The organism is Bifidobacterium sp. B4111, assembly GCF_026537235.1.
Taxonomy (GTDB): domain Bacteria; phylum Actinomycetota; class Actinomycetes; order Actinomycetales; family Bifidobacteriaceae; genus Bombiscardovia.
In genome coordinates this window covers 854,931-870,821 of sequence record NZ_JAFNMO010000001.1, presented here as the reverse complement: position 1 = coordinate 870,821, position 15,891 = coordinate 854,931, and the positions used below count along the sequence as shown (strand labels likewise).

Genomic DNA, 15,891 nt, shown 5'->3' with positions numbered 1-15,891 from the left:
GAAGACCGGACTCTTTTTACCGATTCAATCGGGCACATTTCGGGCACATTGATACACTAACGTACCTGTTTCAGCTCGTACCAGTTGGTACTTGGAATCTGCTATAATTGGCATCATTCCTTGGATAGTTAGTAGCAGTTAAAGGCAGCTCGCATGTACCAGAACAGCGGCTTATCTTACAAGGGGTCGCGGGTTCAAATCCCGCCGGCCCGACGAGATAGCACTGATTACAAGGTCTCTGAGCTCTGGAGTTTTCGTCCCAGATCTGGTACATTGTATTGGTCTTATGTAGCCGAGCTACGAGGTACGCAGGAGACGATCCCCTATATCGCCAGCGACGATCAACAATCGTCTGGGAGCACTTCTGCCGGTCGTAGTCAAAAGGCCCGGCAGGATTCCTGACTATGGAACACATCCAGTCGAACTAGCTGGATATCACTTATTGTCGCAATAATTCGTGGTACTAATGAACCGTTACCTTGGTATCCCCGTCAAAACCCGTGAGCTTCCCGGACAATTGGCAGACATTGCCGACGAAACCTCTTCTCCTATGCACAAGGCACTATCGAGGTCTGTGCGCACATAAGAACTACGATCTGGCTACAGCCCTGCCTTGAAGGCCCATGATGGAGAGCATCAGTAACCAGAGGACTGGGTAGGCTACGAGGGCCGGAACCAGGATTCCTTTGGCGAGTCTGACCAGTTGTGCCAGGATAAGGGCTGTTGTGGCTAAGAATACCGAGGACAGTGTGACCATTTTCCAACTAACCTTACGCTGGAATGCCAATGCGGATAGGTCCGCTACCAGCAGCAGCCAGGTAAAAGTGTAACAGGTTAGGCCCAGCATCAGCGATCCGGAAACATAGTGGGTCGTATGGGAGACAATCATGGCCAGTGCCAAGCAGCTTGCGGCAAGAGTTAATACTTCCCTGCTGGTATACGCCTCGGCGTTTTCAGGGAATCTAATGTGGAATCAACAGGCAGGCCCTTATTCATATCTCTTCGTCTCCTATAAAGTCTCCGACAGAAAAACCAACAGCAACTATTAGTGCAATGATCCCAGGCATGAGACAGGTCAGCCCAGCAGCGAGTCCTTCAAGGCTCCAGCTGGGCAGAAGGGGGCAAGGACGACAAATCAGAAGATAAGTGAGAGAAGGTTCTTTCTCAGCCCCGCCCAGGACTTACGTTCCTGGGCAGGGCTCTCGGAGACTGCTGGGAAGCTCATCTGTTCTCCTCGTGACTCATATAATCAGAATACTATGAAGACCTCTGCTGTAGCTCTGCCTTCGACTTCGAGAGTTCCTCCATGGCCTTGGCGAGGGACAGCTCGGGATGAACTGACCGAAAGGCCTTGATCTCGATGACGCTGAGGCGGTTGCCGATTGATTTCTCGGCGTCGCCGGCCCCTGGGTGAGGGGGGGTACTGGCTGCGGATGAAGCGAGCCCGTCGAGCATCCTGAGGGTGTCCCATGTCATAGTGCCCTTGACAATTCCTTGCTTTTTCGGCTTCGGTGAATTGGGTGTCAACTTTTTAGCTAGTCAGCAACGCCGGCTGGTCAAAAAGCCGTGAACGGGTTGATGAACACCAGCGAAATCCTGGTTGGGACCGCTGTCCTGTAAGAATCGTCTTGTGTGGTAAGACGAGGATATGCATCGCCTTGGAGTCCGAGAAAAACGAGGAAATACATGCCACATTTGGGGTCGCATGACTTCGCAAAGGTAGTCAATTTAGTGCATTCTAGCGCAATGTTAAATATCTGAAAACCTTGAGATTCAAGGAAGCAAGACCCAGCTAAAGGCACGGCAGACTAGTACTTGGGGTCAAGGGGTCACAGTTCAAAATCCCTCCGGCGCGATAAAGACATCGGGATTGCAGCTTTTGACGTTTTGTCCTGTCCATCCTGTCTAAAGTTCATCGCTGCTTCCCGCATTACTCACCTTTTCGATATAACGAGTCCTACTGTTATGCATTCGTTAAGATCTTGGAAATATCTTGGGCACGATGTCTCACAATCTTGCTGAGGAGCACATGTTAGAGCCTTGCTTCTCTCTTTTCTTGCGTAACAGCGGCGGCACGTTATGGAAATATTATGGAAATATTATGGAAATGAATATCCTTAACTAGCCTATAAGCAGCTATATCTAGGAATCCAATTATCGTGGGGTAAAGCAATCGGCAGTTGTAAAGGATAGTGTTTTGCACACTCGTTGAATGGATAACTCTCATACACATGTAGGAAATGTTTTACATTCCAACTATTGACCCTATACCTTGCATTGTTGTGAGAGATTCTCATAAAGACAAGGGAAAGTTCTAGTTGCGGCCCGCAATACTTGTCTTGTTGTGCTTGGATTCGTCCTGCATCGGCTGCCCTGAAACGCCCTGCACTTCCTATCAGGCTAGTGCGTTTGCCTGCCCCCGTCAGATTTTGTGGAATTCGAACAGACGAACGTTGCGGCCATCCCTGGAACTTGCCATACAGATCTAAAGGCGATATAGATGATCCCACTACGAAGTCTTCCATTCAGTGACAGCAGCTAGCAGACTTTGTCTGGGCTTATGAGTAGTTGAGTGGTGCGTGTTTCTGAGCCTGTACGGTATGTGGCCTGTTATTGGTTAGTTTTATCCCGTACTGCCAATAATAATCCCATTTGTTGAGTAGCGGCTAATCAAAGCGCTGGATCGCGGATGATTGGGGTTACCACTCAGCGTGAAGTGTCTGGCAAATCCGATTTGACAATGCGAAACCAGCCTCTAATAATGTAGCAAGCTACATTATGAAAGGTGGGCCATGGCAACTTTTGCCCTATCGGAGCACAGACCTGAAGGTCTGATAAAGATCGCCAACACATTGTTGGAGAAGCAGATGAACGAACTCATTTCAGCTATCCTGCCTGAACTCACCGGACCGCAGTTCGTCATCGTCTACTACCTTTATGAGCATCCCGAATGGACGATACGGCAGAAGGACGTAGCGGACAGGTTCTATCTGAGCCACCCGACGGTCAGAGGTATGGTGAAACGGCTGATCAGCGCAGGTTGGCTGACCGTCGGAAACGCGCAGGGTGACCGTCGTCAGGTGGTCCTCAACCTTACAGACAAGGCCAGATGCTCCATACGTCAGCAGGAAAGACGGATTCTTCGGGCCCTGGACACCACTACGGGCATGGCCCTCAGCGGATTCAGCGTCCGCGAACGACAGACTCTGGAAGCACTGCTGAGGCGAGTCATTGACAATATGAGCGAAATGAGCAGGCATGGAGGAGATGCATGATCAGCATGAGGACAGGGCCAGACGGTGCTGGCGGATCCGAAGCAGGCAGGAACGGCAAACGCACTCGGATGATGGCCGTCCTGCTTGCCGGGGCCTTTCTCTCGCTGATGGCCGAGACCTTCCTGAACAATGCGCTGCCAACCATCATGAAAGATTTCGCAGTCTCCCAGTCCACGGCCCAGTGGCTCAGCACTGCCTATCTGCTGGTCGTGGGCCTGATGATCCCCATATCGGCTTGGATATTCTCCAGCTTTCAGTCCAGAACCACCTATATGGCCATGATGGCCGTTTTTCTGCTGGGTTCCCTGGTCTGCGTCTTTTCCACAGGGCATTTCGCGCTCCTGCTGACGGGCAGGATCATCCAGGCCGCAGCAGCAGGCTCGCTCATGCCCTTCATCCAGAATGTGGTGCTCTTGCTTTTCCCGCCCGAGCGTCGCGGACTGGCGCTGGGGGTGGTCGGCCTGGTCGTGGCCCTGGGCCCCACCGTGGGTCCCACCTTGTCCGGTTTCATTCTGCAGCATTGGTCCTGGCGCGCTCTGTTCATCCTTCTGGCTACGGTCAGCATGCTCGTGCTGCTCGCCGCCTTCTTCTTCGTATACACGGTCAACCAGCCGCGGAAGGCAGAGCTTGATCTGGTTTCGGTAATCCTCTCCTGCCTGGGATTCGGCTGTCTGCTCTATGCCCTGTCGGCCATCGGCGACACGGGCCGGTTCTCCCCCATCACCATCGCACTGCTCCTGGCCGGCCTGGTCGTCATCTGGCTCTTCTGCCGCCGTCAGCTCTCCATGGAGCACCCACTTGTGGACCTGCGCGTGTTCAGTTCGGGCGTCTTCACGCTGACGACCCTGCTCAGCACCTTGAGCAACATCTCCATGGTGGGAATCGAGCTGGTACTCCCCCTCTATCTGCAGAACAGCAGAGGGTCAAGCGCCCTGACATCTGGCCTGGTCATGCTTCCCGGCGCAATCGTCATGGGCATTTTCAATCCGCTTTCAGGCGGACTCTATGAGCGCATAGGCGTCAGGTGCATATCCCTGTTGGGCTACGCGGTCCTGGCCATCGGAACCCTGCCCATGGCCTGGTTCAGCACCAATACCGGGCTTATCGAGATCGCAGCCTGCTATGCCGTGCGGATGGCAGGCATCTCCCTGGTCATGATGACCACCTTTACCGAAGGCATCAATGCCCTGCCCCCAAGACTGACCGCAGACGGCAACGCAGTGGCCTCCACGGTAAGACAGATCGGCGGTTCTCTGGGGACGGCAGCCGCCATGATGATCGTCACCCTGGCAAGTGCCCGCCCTGCCGATGGGGCGGGCAGGGCGGTCGCCTTGGGTCAGGGATATCACTGGGCCTTCGTCTGTATGATCGCTGTGGCTCTGATCGGACTATGCTCCTCCTTCGCCCTGCGACGGAGGCGATCAATAGCTTGAGCGCCGTGGAATCTGGAGACAAGGGGCCTGTCTCTTGCCAGACCATCATCGCCGCTCTTAAGTGATCTGAGTGTTGTGGCTCGGTTAGTTGATGCGGTGACCAGATGCGCGGAAAGTAACTGCTGATGTCGATGGGGACCGTGACAATGCGTGAGCATGCTCCGGCTGCGATGAATGATTTGGAGGAGCGTGTCTAGTGATGGATTATGCAATGTGAAGGGGGGAAGGGATGATGTTGTTGTGCAGGTGAGGACTTGTGGAGGCTCAGCTGATCTCTCAGACTGCCCAGCGGATCCAGTCAGCACCGAGAGGGTGTTGTGGGGTGCTGCAAGATACCCTGGAAAAGGAGAGACACTGCCGTCTTCTTGGACAAAGCTGTCATCCATGCAAAACAATAAACTGCTGTTAGCGTCGCCAAGAAGATTTCCTTCATGTTTTGAGTGTTTTGAATGCTTCGGCTGATAACCTTCTCTGTTCCCCGAGACTGTATCATTATGCATGCAGACAACGAGATGCCTATGAGGGAGTGGGATGTCCGAAAATCCAGGCGGGGCAAAGCCTAAACGCAAATGGAGGCGGGTCCTTGTTGCCCTGGCAATAGCACTTGTTCTTGTCCTTGGAGTCATTCTGCCGGGAGCGGTCGTTTTGGTCTATGAGGACACCTTTGGAAAACGGTATGCCACGCCCGGGTGGATGCGTTATGCGCTCGCAGACTTTCCCGGATTGCGCATGAAGCGTTGCACCTTCCGTTCCAAGGACGGTCAGAAACTGGCTGGGTATCAGTATTCAAGAGACGAACCGAACCAGCATGGAGGCGAGGCTGATGGCCTCGTCGTCATTGCTCATGGTTTCGGCGGCGGCGGGCAGAACACCTACATGGATGTTGCCGACTATTTCACCTCTCAAGGCTTTCTGGTCTTCGCTTATGACGCCACCGGCAATGACGAAAGCGCCGGCAGGTCTGTCAAGGGCCTTCCTCAAGGGGTCGAGGATCTGGACCAAGCTCTGCGTTTCGTAGAGGGCGAGAAAACATATGACAATCTCCCTGTTTTCCTGTTCGGACAGAGCTGGGGAGGGTATGCTGTCGGCGCTGTTCTCAACCTTCATCCAGAGGTCAAGGCTGCAGTTATGGTCTCTGGATTCAATCGTTCGATTGATATGATGAGTCAGCCAGGCAGGAAAATCGCTGGCCCTGCCGTCTCGCTTATCCTGCCTTGTGTGGGCATCTATGAGCATATGAAGTTCGGGAAGTTTGCAGGTTACACTGCTTTGGATGGGTTGAAGAAATCCAAGGCGGGAATTTTCATCGCTCAGAGCCGGGACGACCAGGTGGTGCCGGTCAGATATAGCTATGACCTCTTCCATGAGGAATTTCAGTCCAACCCACGATTCCGGTTCCGTGAATACCAAGATCGCGGGCACGCCTATGTCTACTATTCCCAGGAATCGGTGCGATACCGAAAGCAATTCGACCAAGAATACAAGGAGCGCATGAGACAACTGGGCCAAAAGCCGTCCAACGAAAACTATAACGCGTATTCGGCCAAACACTTCGACAAGTCGAAGGGCTTCGAGCTGGATGTGCCGTTGATGAACCAGATGGCGGACTTCTATCGCCAATATATGGATTAGGACCCAAAAAATACAGCCGGATACAGCCTATTCCGTCGACGAATGAGCGAGACCGCATTCGGTGCTACTTATTGGTTTGCCATGTTGGCCTGATACCAAAGGACGGCGATGTTGATCCGGTCCCTGACCTTGAGTTTTGCCAGTATGCGGCTGACGGTCTTTTTGACCGAATCATGCTGCAGCTGGAGGCGCTCGGCAATCTCCGCATTCGTCAGGCCTTGACTAACCAGCGAAGCGACCTGAAGTTCGCGTTTGCCCAGTTGCGCGAATTTAAGGCGAGCCTCAGATTCATCATTGGCTTTTGGCCTTGGAACTCCTTTTCTGATCACTTCGGCCGTGATGCGCGGCGTGAGAATGGCATCGCCTGCATGTACCGCATGGATGGCTCTGTTCAGATCGGCTGTCTTGACATCCTTGAGTAGGAACCCGGAGGCGCCCGCCCCTAGAGCTGTGAAGGCATAGTCGTCCTCGTCGTAGGTGGTCAGAATGAGAATGCTTATTTCGGGATGGAGCTTTTTGATACGGCTGGTAGTATCCAGCCCGTCCATGACAGGCATGCGCACATCCATCAGAATCACATTGGGCAGAGATTGCTGATTGTTGGCGGCTGTGGCTAGCTGATCCAGAGCCTCTTGGCCGTTAGCTGCCTGCGTAACGACATGCAAGGTTGGATCCTTAGCGACCATGAGTGCCAGTCCCATGCGGGTCGGTCGCTGGTCGTCGACGATCATGACGCGGATCATGCGTTCTCCTTCATGCCTATATTGTTAGCTGCCATTGTGGCTAACGAGGGTATGTGGGCCTGCAAGGTCCAACCATCAGAACCAGGACCCGAATGGAAGCTGCCACCATGAGCTTGCACCTCGGCTCTTAACCTGGCAAGACCTGTACCGCTGCTACTGGTATTGTCGGCTTCGTTATTCAAGATTCGTCCATCATCGCGAACGGTGATATCTATGCCGCCCTGGCTGTTGTGATCCCAGGAGACCACAATACGATTGACCTCCTGTCCGTGGCGGAGGGCGTTGGTAATCGCCTCCCTGGTGACAGTGAAGGCAAGGTCGGCCTGTTCGGAATCCTGTGGCCGACGGCCTGTCTCCGACAAGGCAGTGCTGATGCCGACATGCCGGGCGTGGTCGAGGATGGGTTTGATGTCATCCCAGCCATGCCTCTCCCCTGTGGCCGGCTGTGGGACGTTTTTTGGATCTGTCTCTGATTGCAGGGCTTTGACAGCCGTTCGTGTGTCATCCAGTCCCTGCCGTGCTAGGTCGTTAATCATCGAGATAGCCTCATCGATTTCCGGCTTTCCGCTGGCATGATCCAGTCCTTCGGATAAGGCGACGATGGCGGTCAAGTCGTGACCCACGCTGTCATGCAGTTGGGCGGCAACCCTGGACTGATGCATGGCCTGGTCCCGCTCATGGGCCAGGATTAGAGCATGCGAGCGCTCCTCCTCCAGCGCCTGCTCCGACATGCGTGACTGCCTTGCTGAGCGTGAGAAAAAGGCGACTGTCAGGCAGAGGGCGAAAGTCAATCCAGTCGGGTACAGAAGGTCGGTGGAGTGGACATCATGATGCCAATTGGCAGAGAATGCAATGCTGAGCAGGCCCAGAATGGCGGAACTACCCAGCCCAGCTGTCAATGATGTCACGCTCTTGGCTTCTACCGCACAGGCGTAGATGCTGACAATCCAGGGTATGACCAGGTAGGTGCATCCCGAGCCATAGATTGCGGCAGTCAGGGCAAGCAGGCCACTGACCACCTGCAGGGTCGCCATAGGATATAGACGGCGCAGGCATAGGGTGACAAGTGCGAGGAAAATAATGACCACAAACAGGGGCAAGCCCCAGCTGGCAGACTTCATGACCTGGTAGAGGGTCTGGTTGGCGCTGCTTGGGGCAAGGATCAGCCTGGTCAGCATCCCTGTCTCGTAGAGGGCGCAGAAAAAGACTGCCACGAAGGTCATATATGGCCGGTTCCACAACTGAATCCAGCCTTGAGCCTTCTTGCCTGCTTTCATCGGTGAGCCTCTTCCTGATAACTGCCGGTATTCCATTATGCTGTCAGACACTGAGATGTGCGGCCTGGCAAGCGCATTATTCTCTTTATTGACTCTGCACTTAAGATCAGATGGCTCTGCGAGCCTGGTACCGGAATATAAGGAGGCTGATCAGCACCCAGAGGATTGCCACCATGCACGAGCTTGCCATAGAGGTCGTGGATGCGATATTGCCCATGTCACGGGCTGCGGATGCAGTAGTAATCAGGGCCAGCGGATACGGCAACGCCAATGCCGGTGCGGCAACCGACAGCGCACAGCCTGCCAGAGTGAGCAGAAACATGATGCTCATAGTCGAGGCGAAGGATTCGGCTCTGGCGGCTATGGCCTGGGTCAGAGTCATAATGGCCCACACTGCCAACGTCATTGGTACGCCACGCAAGAGATAGGGACCGAGTTCCGCTGGGTCGAAGCCTCCTACAAGAACACCCACGAGTATGAATTCGGATTCAAAGATGGCGACGCTAAGGAGGGAGGCCAGCAGTCCGTGCATCATCTTCCCGGCTATGGCAGTCCCGACCATGCCGGAGGCATTAAGACGCTGCCAGTTGCGTCCCTTGTGCTCGTTGGCTTCAATTTGGGCAGCAAAGGCCGCGACCAGGACTGGCATGAAGACCATGCTTGGCAGAAGGATCGCCTGCCCCCAGATCGCTGCCCAGGTCACCCCTTGAGTCTGGAAGTCCGGTCTGTAGCTCTGATACTGGTCCCAACCGTTGAAGATTCCTATGGCGTCGAAGAGCATGGTGGCCAGCCAGTACCAGAGATTGCCGGCCTTGCGGATCTCCCATTTGAAAGCGGCAATGATTGATGGCCTGTGGCGATGCATCGGGGTGATAGTCATAGCGTTTGCTTGGTACTGCCTAGTCATCGGCATAACTCCTTGGCCTTGACGATGAATGCTGATATTCCCGACCAAATAATGCATGCCAGAAGGCTGGTCAGGACCTTCGTCCAGGGATTGGCAACCAAGGTCATACTGGCAAAGCCATCAGGACTGGCAGAAGACAGGAAGGGGCTGGCGGCGGAACTGATTCCTGCCGGGAAAAGCCAGCCTAGACCTGGCATATTCATCGGACCCAGTCCAGTCCCGATCAGACCGGCTATCACACCCAGACCCAGTCCTATGGCTTGTTTATTTATCGTCAGCGAGAGGACGAGTTGTATAGCTGTGACAGCCATGGTTGAGAAGCAGGCAATCAGTGCCGGAACGAGTATGTATTCGGCCAGACTGCCGGCGAGATGGAATCCTTGTGCTGAAGCTGCCAGCGGTACCCACGTCAGAGGAATTACGAAACATAGCGTAATCACACACCCAGCAACTATGAGCTTGGTAAGAAACCTCTCAGTCGCATCCTGTCCTAGGGAGCGCCATTTGAGATCCATGCGCTCGCCGCTCTCCAGGCCAGCAAGTCGGCTGGTCAGCAGAGCGGCAAGGATGGGTGCCAGTAGGCCAACAGTTTGGTAGATCTCACCTTGAGCAAGGGCTACGGTACGTGTGGCAGGGTTCGCAGATTCAGCTCGTTTTATGAATGCCAAGCCCGACCATGCCGAGACTAGAGCAATCATGCCCAAGGCCATCCACCAGAATGATGAGCCTTTCAACTTGTGCAGCTCCATCGAAAGCAGAACAAGCAGCCCTCCTGGATGGGATGAGCGTGGCGGTTTTCCCGATCGAAATTCTTTGGGCCGCATGGAGAATGATTCGACAGAGCTCATCGTATGCTCCTCTGTTTATGACCGAACGGCTTCACAGGACCCTGCGCTACATGGTTCTGCGGGTTTTCCACGAGTTCGAGGAAGGCCTCTTCCAAGCTCTTGCGTTCGGAAGCGACACGGTATACCTGCAGACCATGCGATATCAGCCGAGTCACCAGCGTCCCGATTTGCGGATCTGATATCTCGGGAATGCGCAGGGTTGCGCTCTTCCGGATATATTCGTGGTGAATGCCTTGAGTTTCAAGTATCTCTGACGCGAGTTCAGGATCGGACACACGTAGATCGATATGACCCTTATCGCGCAAGTTTTCCAAAGTCCCCTGGTAGAGCAGATGACCGTCGGCAATGATGCCAACTACCGGAGCCATCTTTTCGATCTCGGACAGGATATGGCTGCTGATGATGACCGTGATTCCCTGGGATGCGGCCAGGTCTATGATCATCTGTCGCATCTCGACCACTGCCTCAGCATCCAAGCCGTTGGTGGGCTCATCCAGGAGCAGAAGCTCCGGCTGCGAGATCAGCGCCATGGCGATACCCAGCCGCTGCTTCATTCCTAGGGAATAGGCGCTCGCCTTCCTTTTCTCGTACGCCTGCAATCCCACCTTGGTCAACACCGCTGAGGCAGCTGAAACTGGCAGACCCAGATAATCGGCTACCATGCGGCAGTTGTCCAGGCCCGACAGGCCTGGATAGAAGCTGGGTCCTTCAATCATGGAGCCCACACGGCCCGGCTGGATCATAGTCTTCTTTCCGACTTGCTGTCCTAGCAGCCACATGCTTCCGGAAGTCGGTTTTGTCAATCCCAGAAGGAGCTTCATGGTGGTCGATTTTCCGGCTCCGTTTGGTCCCAGCAGTCCATAGACCTCGCCAGCCGGCACCCGTAGATTCAGCCCATCCACGGCTTTAAATCCGCCATAGGCCTTGACCAATCCCTGTGTGGCCACAGCCAGCTGTGGGTGATTGCTTCCGTCCGTATATGCCATTGCGCCTCCCCCTCCGATAGGAATTCAATTGATTCCTATGCAAGTTCGGCGGGCACAATCCTTCAACGCGGGAAAAGAAACTGTCCCCCACAGGGGACAAGTCGCTGCTGACGAGGCTGATTTACATCCACGGGAAAGGTGTCTCGCTGGATTTAGTCGTCTTCATGTTCAGGGAATACTCCGCAAACAAGCAGGGCCAAAAGCGTCCTCCTCAAGAACCTGTTATTGGGATGCTTGAGGCCGGTGTGTGCATGCACTCCCTCACCCTCATCCTCAGGAAACAATTGATTTGACCTTGACATGATGGCAGGGTTTAGGGTCAAGGCATGACACGGGAGAGCGAATTCAGTGGCGAGGGCAGCAGGAGCGGCTTGAGCATCGGTCAGATGTCTGAGCTTACCGGGGTCAGTCGGAGAATGTTGCGCCACTGGGAGGAGGAAGGACTGATCTCACCCCTCCGCGACCAGTCGAATTACCGGCATTATCTGCAGGATGACGTCGCACAGCTGGAGCGAATTGTGACATACAGGGAGATGGGCTTCAATGCCCGACAAATCAAGGCATTGCTCAAGTGCAAGGCACCGCTGGCCTTGGATGAGTTGCGAGGTCAGCGTTTGCGGATTGAGGAGAAAATCCAGCTTCTTAGGAAAGCTGCGGATCGTTTGGACCGGCTCATAACCCTTGCTGAGGGGAAGTCGGGTAATGATTCAGCCGCCACGAAGACCGGTCAGGAGGACCAGTACTTTTCGGAAGCATACGAACGCTGGGGTACTAGCAGGCAGTGGCTTGAGTATGCGGAGCGAAAAGCTGCTTGCCCCGAACAAGAGCAGAAAAAGGACATGACCCGGCTTAACGACGTGGAAAGTGAGCTTGCAGGAGCCAAGCGAAAAGGTCTGCCACCGTCCTCAGATAAGGTTCTCGAACTGATTGACGAGCATCGGCAGGCTTTGTCATGGTTCCACGTAACGCCTTCCATGCACGTCATTCTTGGACGCATGTATGTGGCTGATCCACGTTTCAGATCCCACTATGAACAATTGGAACCAGGATTGGCGAAATGGATACTGGTCGCAATCGAATCTGTAGCGCGTGCGAATGGGATAGATCCGTCAACCGCCAAATGGGAGTGACGCAGTCAGTACCTTCCATCTACGTCTCACGTTTTCTGTTTGACAACCCAATTGAAAATCCTTCAATTAAGGAACGAGGTAACCATGCACAACCATGACCAGACCAAAGCTTCTGCTTATACAAATGCAGGCATAAGTCCCGTGCCGGAGCCAGGTAAGGATGCGGAACCGCCGGAGCCTTATAGAGGCATCTACCTCATGCCCATGTTCATGTGCCTGTATAGCCACGATCTAGAAGAATCAGAGGTTTTCTGGACGCAGGGATTGGGTTTCATCAATTTATACACCATGTCAGGCGTGATGATTCACTTGCGGCGCTGGGCCTTTCAGGATGTGCTGATCCGCAAGAGTGGCCCCAATGCTGGCAGCCCTGATGCGGATATGGAGCCCATAGGAAGCCTGAGTGTAGCAGTCACGGAAAAACAGATAGGCAAGATAGTAGATACATGCGAGCGCCTCCGTCCTGGCTCCACTTCAGCTCCAGTACGTAAGCCGTGGAACTCGCTTGAAGCTAGGATTCACACTCCAGAAGGCCTGGCCCTTACTCTTACGGCTGCCTTGGCTGTCGATAAAAAGCAGACCGAAGTTTATCTGAACACGCACGGTCAATGAGCAAAGATCAAGCCCTTCTCCCCCGTCATGATTTGATTCTAAGAGCAACGATTAAATGTCTCGAGCGGCTGGTGGGTTAAAACGTAAGGCTCTACGTCTTTGAGCAGATAATTATTGGCTTCAGCCTCGATGACCGGCAGAACATGGTGGTAAGAGGTGCATTCCAACTGCGCTGCCAGCCAGTTGAACGGCACGGTTGTAACAGAATGTAGATGCATAATCCGGCAGGCTGCTCTGGACCCGGTAAGATCAGGTAGGCTACCAGAAGAGGACAAACCGCAAAGCCCTGTAAAATTGATTTATTTTGGTATGTCGCAGACCGAGAAGGCGAAGCTCATCAGAGTTCCTACTGATTTACTCTTATCTGATTTTAATATCTCAATACTTTTGAGATGCTCATTGTCTTGTACCTGGTTCAGTGCGTACTGGTCACCATCTGAGGTGGTAAAGCGGAGGATGGGGTCTCCCTGCTTGCTGAGCTTGCATGACACGGTGCCCTCATCAACTTTAAGAGGCCAGGTGTGACCCAGATCCTCTTTCGAAATTGTTTGCGGGTTGCTTGTAGCTGCAACCTTATTGCTTCCATCAGTGGAATACTCCTCAGGGTGCTTCATGCCATCAGCGCAGCCGACAACCCCCACCGTCAGCATAATTGTGGCGCATAGAAGGAAAAGGGTTCTGAGGCTCTGCTTGATTCGTTTCATAATTATCGGCGTTCTTTCATACTTGGAGACGGTTTCTAGCGCTCGCTGGCCAAAGCCATATATCCGTCCTCCAGGTTGGGCTCAGTTTCTACAGAGCCTGCGGGCGGTGTATCGGTAACTATGCGGTATCTTGTCCCCTGTGGGGTGGGTTCCGCGTTGATGATTGTGGCATTTTCCGGTGGGACCGCGATGGGAGGTGTGACCCAGGTGTGACCGGCAGCTTCATGGATCAGCCCCTCTGTCGGCCCGTCATACTGGTTGCGTCCGCAACGTAATACACACACCCAAGGGCAGGTTTGTGCAACATCATCGAGTATGTGGGTGGAGAGGATAACGGTTCGATCCTGTCCCAGCTGGGCAAGGAGCGTGCGGAACCGCATGCGCTCTTCGGGATCCAAGCCCGCTGTGGGTTCGTCGACTACCAGCAGCTGGGGGTCGCCCATAAGTGCCTGTGCGATGCCAACCCTGCGCCTCATACCCCCGGACAACCCTCCGATAGGTTGGTTCATCACGTCTTCCAATCCCACCTGTTCCAGGAGGGTATGCGCCTGCTCCTGCCGTGCACGTTTATTGTCGATCATTTTCAAGATGCCGATATAGTCAAGGAATTCAAGTGGCGACAGGTTCTCGTAGGGGGTGATGTGCTGTGGCAGATAACCCAGGTGCCGTTTTAGATTTCGCCTGTTGGCCGGCGAAGACAGGTCTTGTCCATCAATAAAAAATTTACCTTTAGTCGGTTTGATTATTCCGGTGAGAATACGCATGAGGGTTGTTTTACCGGCACCATTTGGACCAATAAGTCCTATCATGCCCTGTGGAAGATCGACGGTCAGATCGTTTAAAGCGGCCGGTCTCCCCCGAAAATCCTTGGTCAGATGGTCAATAGAGATAAACATGTGGGTAATTCCTTTCAAAGTCAGATGAAAGTCAGATCCGAGCTTTTATGCGGTTGGAGGCTATGTTTGCACCAGTGAAAAGGAGGAAGATAATACACACCTGCCAGAGCAGGGATATGACTCCTGATTGGACGGTAAAGGGGCCGTTCGCTGGTGCGTACACAGGATCGGTATGGAACCATCCCTGTGCAATGGGATCGCCAATGACTGCCAGCGGGCCACCATTGAGTGTTGGAAGTGGTAAGAGGGGGGTATAGAAAGCCAGCCAAGCCCATACCAGGACGGCAAGAATTCGGGCTACGATCGTGGGCAACAGGGCTCCCAGCAGGGCGGATATCCCCATAGCGATCAGTATTGATGGCGCGAGTATGACAAATGCTACTGCCAGGGCCACAAGTATTGCCTTACCGTTGCCGTTAATGGCTTGGTGGACCGCGATCAATACAAGGAAAAGCAGGGAAGATGATATGCAGATGACCCAGGCTCCCAAGACATGAGCTGAGCGGATGACGGCCATCGGCAAGGGGGAGGTGGATTCAAGTTCGTCCATACCTGTTCGCCTGCCGGCAGTCATAAGGTCGCTAAAAGATGCTGCGTATGCCAACGGGGTGAACATAGCAAGAACCTGTCCGGTAAAGACAAGACCGTCTGGGTTGCTGAATCCAGGTGACATAGGAGAAGCATAGGCCAAAAAGAGGGCGAAGAGCGCCAGCGGTATGCTGGCTATCCACAAGGCTTTGCGCCGATAAAACATCAGTAGCGTGATGCGTACAAGGCTCAGTATCCTCATAGGGCTGCCACCTTTAGAACATTGCGTTCCGTATCACCGCACATGTTCCATCCGAAGATTGCGCCTGCCGCTGCAACAAACAATGGAATGAGTCGTTGCCGGACCGGATCTGTGATGTATGGATCCCATATAAAACATAAAAACAGCCAAATAGCTATGGAAGCCAGTGATGATGTTGGCATAGACGTGGTGAGTACGGCTATAAGGAAAACTAGACAACTGACAATGAATATACTGCCAACCGGGGTAATGATGCTCACCCATCCCATGTCACGTGGCCAAAGTCGCATCATATGCAAGCCGATAAAAAGAAGGCCTGCGGCAGCAAGAAATGCTCCGGTAATGATAAGCAGCCTGGTCACTTGAACTTTCCGCCATCCAGTTGGAGTTGATTCAGCAAGTTCAACGATTGGGTCGCCATTGAGCACAAAAGCTGTAGATAGGCCAGTAGCAATTACTGGCACCTGAGTAAGAGCCATCATAACCAGCCGTATGCGGCCCGGTGACCAAATGCCCTCCAGTAAGGAGCCCACAAAAAGAATGCCTGCAGTCAGTATGAACGGCAGTAATACCAGCCTATAAAGCCTCTTGAGCTGTATACCTACGAAAGCCAACCTCGTCCACCTTCCCCATATCTGGTTTTGGCCTCGGCTGCTGC

At 53.7% G+C, this 15,891-nt stretch carries 14 protein-coding genes; 5 read left to right on the top strand and 9 right to left on the bottom strand.

Annotated features, from left to right (window positions below):
• Positions 1–2,867 precede the first annotated feature (2,867 nt).
• From J3T93_RS03985 to J3T93_RS03975, 3 genes are all read left to right on the top strand, one after another.
• Positions 2,868–3,275 carry a MarR family winged helix-turn-helix transcriptional regulator gene (locus J3T93_RS03985; RefSeq protein WP_267430584.1) on the top strand — a complete coding sequence of 136 codons (408 nt, stop codon included), beginning with the start codon at positions 2,868–2,870 and terminating at the stop codon, positions 3,273–3,275.
• Positions 3,276–3,280: 5 nt separating this feature from the next.
• Entirely contained in the window at positions 3,281–4,708 is a 1,428-nt protein-coding gene (locus tag J3T93_RS03980) for an MDR family MFS transporter (protein WP_267430583.1), read from the top strand.
• A gap of 531 nt (positions 4,709–5,239) precedes the next feature.
• Positions 5,240–6,340, top strand: coding sequence for an alpha/beta hydrolase family protein (locus J3T93_RS03975; protein WP_267445988.1), 1,101 nt, complete (start codon positions 5,240–5,242; stop codon positions 6,338–6,340).
• A 68-nt stretch (positions 6,341–6,408) separates the two neighbouring features.
• Here J3T93_RS03975 and J3T93_RS03970 read toward each other — a convergent pair whose 3' ends face one another.
• The 5 genes from J3T93_RS03970 to J3T93_RS03950 all read right to left on the bottom strand — a co-directional run bounded on the left by J3T93_RS03970 (position 6,409) and on the right by J3T93_RS03950 (position 11,101).
• Positions 6,409–7,083, bottom strand: a complete 675-nt coding sequence (locus J3T93_RS03970) for a response regulator transcription factor (protein ID WP_267430582.1) — start codon at positions 7,081–7,083, stop codon at positions 6,409–6,411.
• The gene (locus J3T93_RS03965; protein ID WP_267430581.1) at positions 7,080–8,306 is read right to left on the bottom strand and encodes a sensor histidine kinase; all 1,227 of its coding nucleotides are present in this window, start codon (positions 8,304–8,306) and stop codon (positions 7,080–7,082) included. Before J3T93_RS03965 ends, J3T93_RS03970 begins: the two co-directional genes overlap by 4 nt.
• Before the next feature lie 160 nt (positions 8,307–8,466).
• Positions 8,467–9,267 (bottom strand): ABC transporter permease, encoded by an 801-nt coding sequence (locus tag J3T93_RS03960; RefSeq protein WP_267430580.1) that lies wholly within the window; start codon positions 9,265–9,267, stop codon positions 8,467–8,469.
• Positions 9,264–10,115: an ABC transporter permease gene (locus J3T93_RS03955; protein ID WP_267430578.1), complete on the bottom strand. Its 852-nt coding sequence runs from the start codon at positions 10,113–10,115 to the stop codon at positions 9,264–9,266. The genes J3T93_RS03960 and J3T93_RS03955 overlap by 4 nt, the downstream gene beginning before the upstream one ends.
• A complete protein-coding gene (locus tag J3T93_RS03950; protein WP_267430577.1) occupies positions 10,112–11,101 on the bottom strand; it encodes an ABC transporter ATP-binding protein in 990 nt (329 codons plus the stop codon). The genes J3T93_RS03955 and J3T93_RS03950 overlap by 4 nt, the downstream gene beginning before the upstream one ends.
• Positions 11,102–11,427: 326 nt before the next feature.
• Between J3T93_RS03950 and J3T93_RS03945 the strand changes: the two genes are divergently transcribed.
• A complete protein-coding gene (locus J3T93_RS03945; protein ID WP_267430575.1) occupies positions 11,428–12,231 on the top strand; it encodes a MerR family transcriptional regulator in 804 nt (267 codons plus the stop codon).
• A gap of 84 nt (positions 12,232–12,315) precedes the next feature.
• Positions 12,316–12,843 carry a VOC family protein gene (locus J3T93_RS03940; RefSeq protein WP_267430573.1) on the top strand — a complete coding sequence of 176 codons (528 nt, stop codon included), beginning with the start codon at positions 12,316–12,318 and terminating at the stop codon, positions 12,841–12,843.
• Between the two features lie 299 nt (positions 12,844–13,142).
• On the opposite strand, the gene J3T93_RS03935 is transcribed toward J3T93_RS03940, so the two are convergent.
• Genes J3T93_RS03935 through J3T93_RS03920 form a run of 4 tightly spaced genes read right to left on the bottom strand, consistent with a single transcriptional unit; the run spans position 13,143 to position 15,847 of the window.
• Positions 13,143–13,547: a DUF2511 domain-containing protein gene (locus J3T93_RS03935; protein ID WP_267430571.1), complete on the bottom strand. Its 405-nt coding sequence runs from the start codon at positions 13,545–13,547 to the stop codon at positions 13,143–13,145.
• A 35-nt stretch (positions 13,548–13,582) separates the two neighbouring features.
• On the bottom strand, positions 13,583–14,443 hold the full coding sequence (locus J3T93_RS03930) for an ABC transporter ATP-binding protein (protein ID WP_267430570.1): 861 nt from the start codon (positions 14,441–14,443) through the stop codon (positions 13,583–13,585).
• A 31-nt stretch (positions 14,444–14,474) separates the two neighbouring features.
• A complete protein-coding gene (locus J3T93_RS03925; protein ID WP_267430569.1) occupies positions 14,475–15,233 on the bottom strand; it encodes a murein hydrolase transporter LrgB in 759 nt (252 codons plus the stop codon).
• Positions 15,230–15,847 carry a hypothetical protein gene (locus J3T93_RS03920; RefSeq protein ID WP_267430568.1) on the bottom strand — a complete coding sequence of 206 codons (618 nt, stop codon included), beginning with the start codon at positions 15,845–15,847 and terminating at the stop codon, positions 15,230–15,232. The genes J3T93_RS03925 and J3T93_RS03920 overlap by 4 nt, the downstream gene beginning before the upstream one ends.
• Positions 15,848–15,891: the final 44 nt, after the last annotated feature.